The 5,549-nt window shown below is 67.0% G+C and carries 7 protein-coding genes, 1 other RNA gene, 1 pseudogene and 1 riboswitch; of the genes and pseudogenes, 6 read left to right on the top strand and 3 right to left on the bottom strand.

Annotation, left to right across the window (positions count from 1 at the left end; all coding sequences use genetic code 11):
* A pseudogene (locus F3J14_RS35965) lies at positions 1 to 175 on the bottom strand (iron ABC transporter permease); the annotation flags it as partial.
* Here F3J14_RS35965 and F3J14_RS33215 point away from each other — a divergent pair.
* The 6 genes from F3J14_RS33215 to F3J14_RS33190 all read left to right on the top strand — a co-directional run bounded on the left by F3J14_RS33215 (position 176) and on the right by F3J14_RS33190 (position 3,792).
* Complete coding sequence (locus F3J14_RS33215; protein ID WP_166726505.1) at positions 176 to 628, top strand: hypothetical protein; 453 nt, start codon at positions 176 to 178, stop codon at positions 626 to 628.
* Positions 629 to 932: 304 nt separating this feature from the next.
* Positions 933 to 1,186, bottom strand: a riboswitch (cobalamin riboswitch).
* 165 nt (positions 1,187 to 1,351) lie between these two features.
* Positions 1,352 to 1,702, top strand: a complete 351-nt coding sequence (locus F3J14_RS33210) for a hypothetical protein (RefSeq protein WP_006750007.1) — start codon at positions 1,352 to 1,354, stop codon at positions 1,700 to 1,702.
* Positions 1,699 to 2,013, top strand: coding sequence for a cell division protein ZapA (locus F3J14_RS33205; RefSeq protein WP_006478091.1), 315 nt, complete (start codon positions 1,699 to 1,701; stop codon positions 2,011 to 2,013). Before F3J14_RS33210 ends, F3J14_RS33205 begins: the two co-directional genes overlap by 4 nt.
* Before the next feature lie 80 nt (positions 2,014 to 2,093).
* Positions 2,094 to 2,275, top strand: a non-coding RNA gene (gene ssrS / locus F3J14_RS33200) — 6S RNA.
* Positions 2,276 to 2,383: 108 nt separating this feature from the next.
* Positions 2,384 to 2,845 carry an EVE domain-containing protein gene (locus F3J14_RS33195; RefSeq protein ID WP_006750008.1) on the top strand — a complete coding sequence of 154 codons (462 nt, stop codon included), beginning with the start codon at positions 2,384 to 2,386 and terminating at the stop codon, positions 2,843 to 2,845.
* A gap of 206 nt (positions 2,846 to 3,051) precedes the next feature.
* Positions 3,052 to 3,792, top strand: coding sequence for an SIMPL domain-containing protein (locus F3J14_RS33190; protein WP_006750009.1), 741 nt, complete (start codon positions 3,052 to 3,054; stop codon positions 3,790 to 3,792).
* A gap of 173 nt (positions 3,793 to 3,965) precedes the next feature.
* Here the strand turns inward: F3J14_RS33190 and lgt are convergent, their stop codons facing one another.
* Positions 3,966 to 4,856 carry a prolipoprotein diacylglyceryl transferase gene (lgt, locus tag F3J14_RS33185; RefSeq protein ID WP_166726504.1) on the bottom strand — a complete coding sequence of 297 codons (891 nt, stop codon included), beginning with the start codon at positions 4,854 to 4,856 and terminating at the stop codon, positions 3,966 to 3,968.
* Between the two features lie 89 nt (positions 4,857 to 4,945).
* Positions 4,946 to 5,549: LysR substrate-binding domain-containing protein (locus F3J14_RS33180; protein ID WP_166726503.1), on the bottom strand; the 604-nt coding region annotated here is incomplete at its 5' end.

Genomic DNA, 5,549 nt, shown 5'->3' with positions numbered 1-5,549 from the left:
GCCGCAGCGTGCGCACGATGTCGGCGAACAGCGCGTCGCCGCCGTGCGGCACGAGCGACGCGAGCGCCTGCCACGGCGACATCGGCACGCTGCCGATCGACAGCGACGCGACGAACAGCAGCGCGACCACGGCCGCGAGTGCGGCCCAGATCGACGCGGCACGCGCGGCGCTCATGTGGTGCACGACATCGTGCACGACGCACGACGCCTTCGCTTATCGCCGTTGCCGGCCGTGCGCGGCACGGGCATCGCGCCGCGGCGTGTTGTAGGCATACGCAAGCTCGCCATCCTTGTTGAGCAGGTTGTTGATGTGTGCACGGACGACCGCCGACCGGGCGATGTCATCGCGCGCGGCAGGATTGACGATCCCGTGGTCGCGGCGCGCCGCGTGCCGCCCGAATCATTGTGCGCACGGCTCAGGCGCCACGCGCAGCCGAACGCGCGATTCACCGCCATCGACGCACGATACCGCGTGCGGCGATCGGCCCCCCGATTCCGCGTTTCGCCACTCGCGTCGCGCGATGTGGCGTCTGGCCGCACGTCGGTCGAGCCGACGCCATACGGCCGCGCACACGGCCGCGATCCGTCGAGCCGCACGTTCGCGCGGCCGACGTTCTGCGCAATATAGTGGAAGCCGCCCCATCGGGTCGACCGGTGTCGCGCCGGCGTCACCGTCAAGCACGATCGGCTCGGCAACGGCGACTTCCGGCGGCAAGGGTGCGTCGGCGCGCCGCGCGACGGATCGCGGCGCCGCTTGAGGTGCGACGTCGCCCTCCCGACGGATCCGTGTATGCCGCAGCCTGCGCGACGATGGCAAGCGGCACGTCGCGGCACGAACCGGGCGCCGGACGAACGATTGGGGTCAGCATCGAAGACAAGTCCCGTGGAGCACTGCGCGCCCCGCTTCCCCGCAGGCCGCGCGTCATGAAGCCGTGCAGGCTCCTCGTCTCGGCCGGTATCCGGGCTGGCGGCGTACCGGCTCGCCTTCCCGCGCGTTTCACGCGCAGTGGCCCGCGCCCGCGTGCGACCTGCACACGAAACGCGCCCGAGCCGGCCTGCGTCATGCGACGCGGCCGCTTACCGTTGCGGGGGCAGCGCAGGTTGGCGATCTCCGTGCGGAGCACGCGCCCTGCTTCCCGTTTAACCGCGCGACGCACGCGCGAGCACCGAGGCGGCGCCAGTTTAGGAGCGGGCCGCACGAGCGTCAAGAAAGCGCCCAAACGCATGCCGGGAGCGCGTCGGACGCGCATATTCGCGGCAAGAAGCGGGGGTGTTACGACTGGAAACGTTACAGATGTCGGAATGCGCGTTATTCCGCGCTAAAATGCTGGGTCTTTAGAGGACGCAGCAGATGCTCAACGAACTCGAAACTTTATCTCAAAATATTGGCCGTCTGATCTCGCTGAACAAGCGCTATCACTCGGAACGGCTCGCGCTCGAGGAGCAGGTCGCGCAAATGCGCGCGGAAGCGGACACCGTCCGCGCGGAACTCGCGCAACTGCGCGACGAACGCAATGCACTCGCGGCCGAGCGCGACACGCTGTCGGCAAAGATCGACGACGCTCAGGTCAAACTGAACGCGATTCTCGAAAAGCTGCCGCGCACGAAGAGCGCCGAGCAAGCCGACAACCAGCTCGATCTGCTGGATGCGCAGGCGCGCCCGGATAGCGACGACGCGGCCAGCCACGGAGAACATGCATGAGCACCAAGCAGATCGAAGTCTCGATTCTCGGTCAGCCCTATCGGCTCGCCTGCTCGGCCGAGACCGAAGCGGCGCTGCTCGAGGCCGTCGCGCGCGTCGATGCCGAAATGTCGAAAATCCGCTCGAACAGCTCGGTGCGCGGCACCGATCGCATCGCGGTGATGGCGGCCCTGTCGCTCGCATCCGAATTGCTGCGACTGCAAACGAGCGTGCGGCACGGTGAAGCATTTCCGGCGGAAGAAATCCGTCGTACAATGCACCAGATGAACGAACAGCTCGGCGCGGTGCTCGCACAGCACGAGACGCAGTAACGTTTGATCGATGCGTCGATTCCCCTTGATCTCGGCGATCAACGGTGGTCAAATTGGCGCAACGAAACACAGTTCAGTCAGCTTCCCTGCCTGGTTCGCCAAGGTCATATATTCCTTGAACCAATGCCATGTGCACGGTTGCGGAAATTTGTAGCACGGGCGCGCGCGTCACTCTGTCTGATGTACCCGAAGTGCTGCTAACTGCGACCAATTCTGAACCTCAGGTTCAGGATGCCGGCCTAGCGGCCAAGGTGGGGACCTATTCAACGGCATCGGGAACTCCCGATGCCGTTTCCTTTTCAGGGTCTGCCTGCATGCCGAACGCGTATGCAGGCAGGCCGTCACGCCCTTTCTGCATCGATCACGATCCATGCAATACTGGCTGATGAAGTCCGAACCGGACGAAGCAAGCATCGACGATCTCGCCCACGCGCCGCAGCACTCGCTGCCCTGGACCGGCGTGCGCAACTATCAGGCGCGCAATTTCATGCGCGACACGATGAAGATCGGCGACGGTGTGCTGTTCTATCACTCGAGCTGCCCCGAGCCGGGCATCGCGGGCCTTGCCGAAGTCTCGTCGACGCCCTACCCCGATCCCACTCAGTTCGATCCGAAAAGCCCGTATTACGATCCGAAGTCGACGCAGGAAGCACCGCGCTGGCTCCTCGTCGACGTGCGCTTCGTGAAAAAGTCGCCGCTCGTGCCGCTCGCCGCGCTGCGCGAACACGACGAACTCGCCGACATGCGTGTACTCGCACGCGGCAACCGGCTGTCGATCACGCCGGTCACGCGCGCCGAATGGCGCTTCATCACCGAAAAGCTGATGAAGTAGGCGCGCGCAGCAGGCACGCGCAGCACGCGCAAGCCAAAGGTCAAATCCCGTCAACACGCGCCACCGCCACGGAACTCGCGGCGCGTTCGCGCAGCCTAAGCAACCGCTGTCGCCCGCTCGGGCCGACGGCCGTTTTTTCGTCGCGCGGCACGCCCGCGTCGCGCACGCGTAATCCGCGTGCGCGCCCTCGCACAAGGAGTCCAACAATGACCAAGAAAACCGCACTCGCGCTGTCGCTCGCCCTCGCCGCCGCCGTGCCCGTCGCGCTGACGCTCGCGTCGCCGGCCGCGCATGCGCAGACCGCGAACCCGCACTTCCCGGAGCCGGCGGGCGTGCTGTCGCTGTCGTCGCAGGCCAGCGCCGACGTGCCGCAGGACATCATCCACATCACGCTGTTCTACGAACAGCAGGCGAAGGACCCGGGCAGCCTCACGTCCGCGCTGAACCAGCGCGCCGATGCCGCACTCGCGCAGGCGAAGGGCGTGTCGGGCGTCACCGCGCACACCGGTGCGTTCTCCGTGTATCCGAGCACCGATCGCGACGGCAAGATCTCCGCATGGCGCGGCCGTACCGAAGTCGTGCTCGAATCGCGCGATTTCGCGGCGGCGTCGAAGCTCGCGGGCCAGCTGTCGAACCAGATGCAGATCGCGAACGTCGAGTTCTCACTGTCGCCCGAAGCGCAGCGCGCGGCCGAGCAGAAGCTCACGACCGAAGCGATCAAGTCGTTCCGCGCGCGCGCGGACGAAGCCGCGAAGGCCTTCGGCTACGGCAGCTACTCGATCCGTGACGTGAACGTCGGCGGCGGGCGCAACGTGCAGCCGTATCCGCGCATGATGGCGATGGCCGCGGCGCCGATGGACAGCGCGAAGATGAGCGCACCGATCGCGGTCGAAGGCGGCAAGGCGACCGTGTCGGTCACGGTCAACGGCTCGGTGCAGATGAAGTAACGCACATCGCGCCGCACTCGGCGGATGCGAAAACGCCGGCCCTCGGGCCGGCGTTTTTCGTTTGCGCTCCTGCGATCGATGCGATGCCGATCATGTGCATCGGCATCGCATCACGCATCATACGTCGCACTGCTCGCGCGCGACGCAACCACCTCGCGCACGACGCAACCCCATCACGCAGCCGCATTCACCGGGCGGCGGCGGTAGCCCCACACCAACAGCGCGATGCCTGCGAGGATCATCGGCAGCGACAGCCACTGCCCCATCGACAGGCCGAGCGCGAGCAGGCCGAGGAAGTCGTCCGGTTCGCGCGCGAATTCGACCGTGAAGCGCGCGAGCCCGTAGCCGATCAGGAACAGCGCGGACACCGCACCCAACGGCCGCGGCTTGCGCGAGAAGAAGAACAGCACGAAGAACAGCGCAACGCCTTCGAGCGCGATTTCGTAGAGCTGCGAAGGATGGCGCGGCAGCATCTGGTACTGCATGAACACGTCGGCGAGATGCCACTTCTCGACGAGCGCCGGATGCTTCGACAGCCATGCCGCGTCGTCGCGCATCGCGCCCGGGAACAGCATTGCCCACGGCGAATTCGGATCGGTCACGCGGCCCCACAGCTCGCCGTTGATGAAGTTGCCGAGCCGCCCGGCCGCGAGTCCCGCCGGCACCATCGGCGCGACGAAATCGGTGACCTGCAGCCAGTGGCGCTTGCGCTGCCACGCGAACAGCACCATCGCGAGCGTCACGCCGAGGAAGCCGCCGTGGAACGACATCCCGCCCTCCCACACCTTGAACACGTCGAGCGGATGCGAGAAGTAGAAGTCGGCCTTGTAGAACAGCACGTAGCCGAGCCGGCCGCCGAGCACGGTGCCGAGCACGCCGTAGAACATCATGTCGTCGATGTCCTTCGCGGTCCAGCCCTGCGCCGCGACATGCGGCAGCTTCAGGCGGATCCGGCCGACGACGATCGCCGCGATGAAGGCGACGAGATACATGAGGCCGTACCAGCGCACGGCCAGCGGCCCGAGATGGATCGCTACGGGGTCGAAATTCGGGTGAATGATCATGGATTAGCGATGAAGTTTTCGAATGCGGTACGGCGCTCGCACCGGCGCCGCTCCGCGCATTGGACGGCGCCGGCGCGCCATCGTTCGCATCACGTGGCGAGACCGTGCGCGCGCACGACGTCGATGAAGCCGGCGAGCACGGGACTGACATCGCCCGTGCGCCACACGAGGCCCGTCTCGACGACCGGCGCGTCGCCGGCGAGCGGCCGGTAGACCACGCCGGTGCGCCGCAGGTTACGCAGCGATTGCGGCACCAGTGCGACGCCCATGCCGGCCGACACGAGGCTGACGATCGTCTGCATCTGGATCGCCTCCTGGCCGATGTGCGGGGTTTCCCCCGCCGCGCCGTAGCAGCCCGTAATGATGTCATAAAAGCCGGGCGCCAAACGACGCGGGAAGATCACCAGCGGCAGCGCGGCCAGGTCGGCCAGATGCACGGGCTCGTCCTCGGGCACGTCGGGCGCCACGGCCGCCGGCATCGCGACCACCAGCGGCTCGCGCACGACCGGCAGGTACGACAGCCCGGCCGCGTGGCGCGGCGGCACCGGGGGAATCACGAGCCCCGCGTCGATGCGTCCCGCGACGAGTTCGTCGATCTGCACGTCGCTCGTCGCCTCCGCGAGTTGCAGCCGCACCTGCGGATAGCGCGCGCCGAACGCGCGCAGCAGCGACGGCAGCAGCCCGTAATCGGCA

It is taken from the genome of Burkholderia sp. Tr-862 (genome assembly GCF_011753085.1).
Lineage (GTDB): Bacteria > Pseudomonadota > Gammaproteobacteria > Burkholderiales > Burkholderiaceae > Burkholderia > Burkholderia ambifaria.
This window is presented reverse-complemented; position numbering and strand designations above follow the sequence as displayed.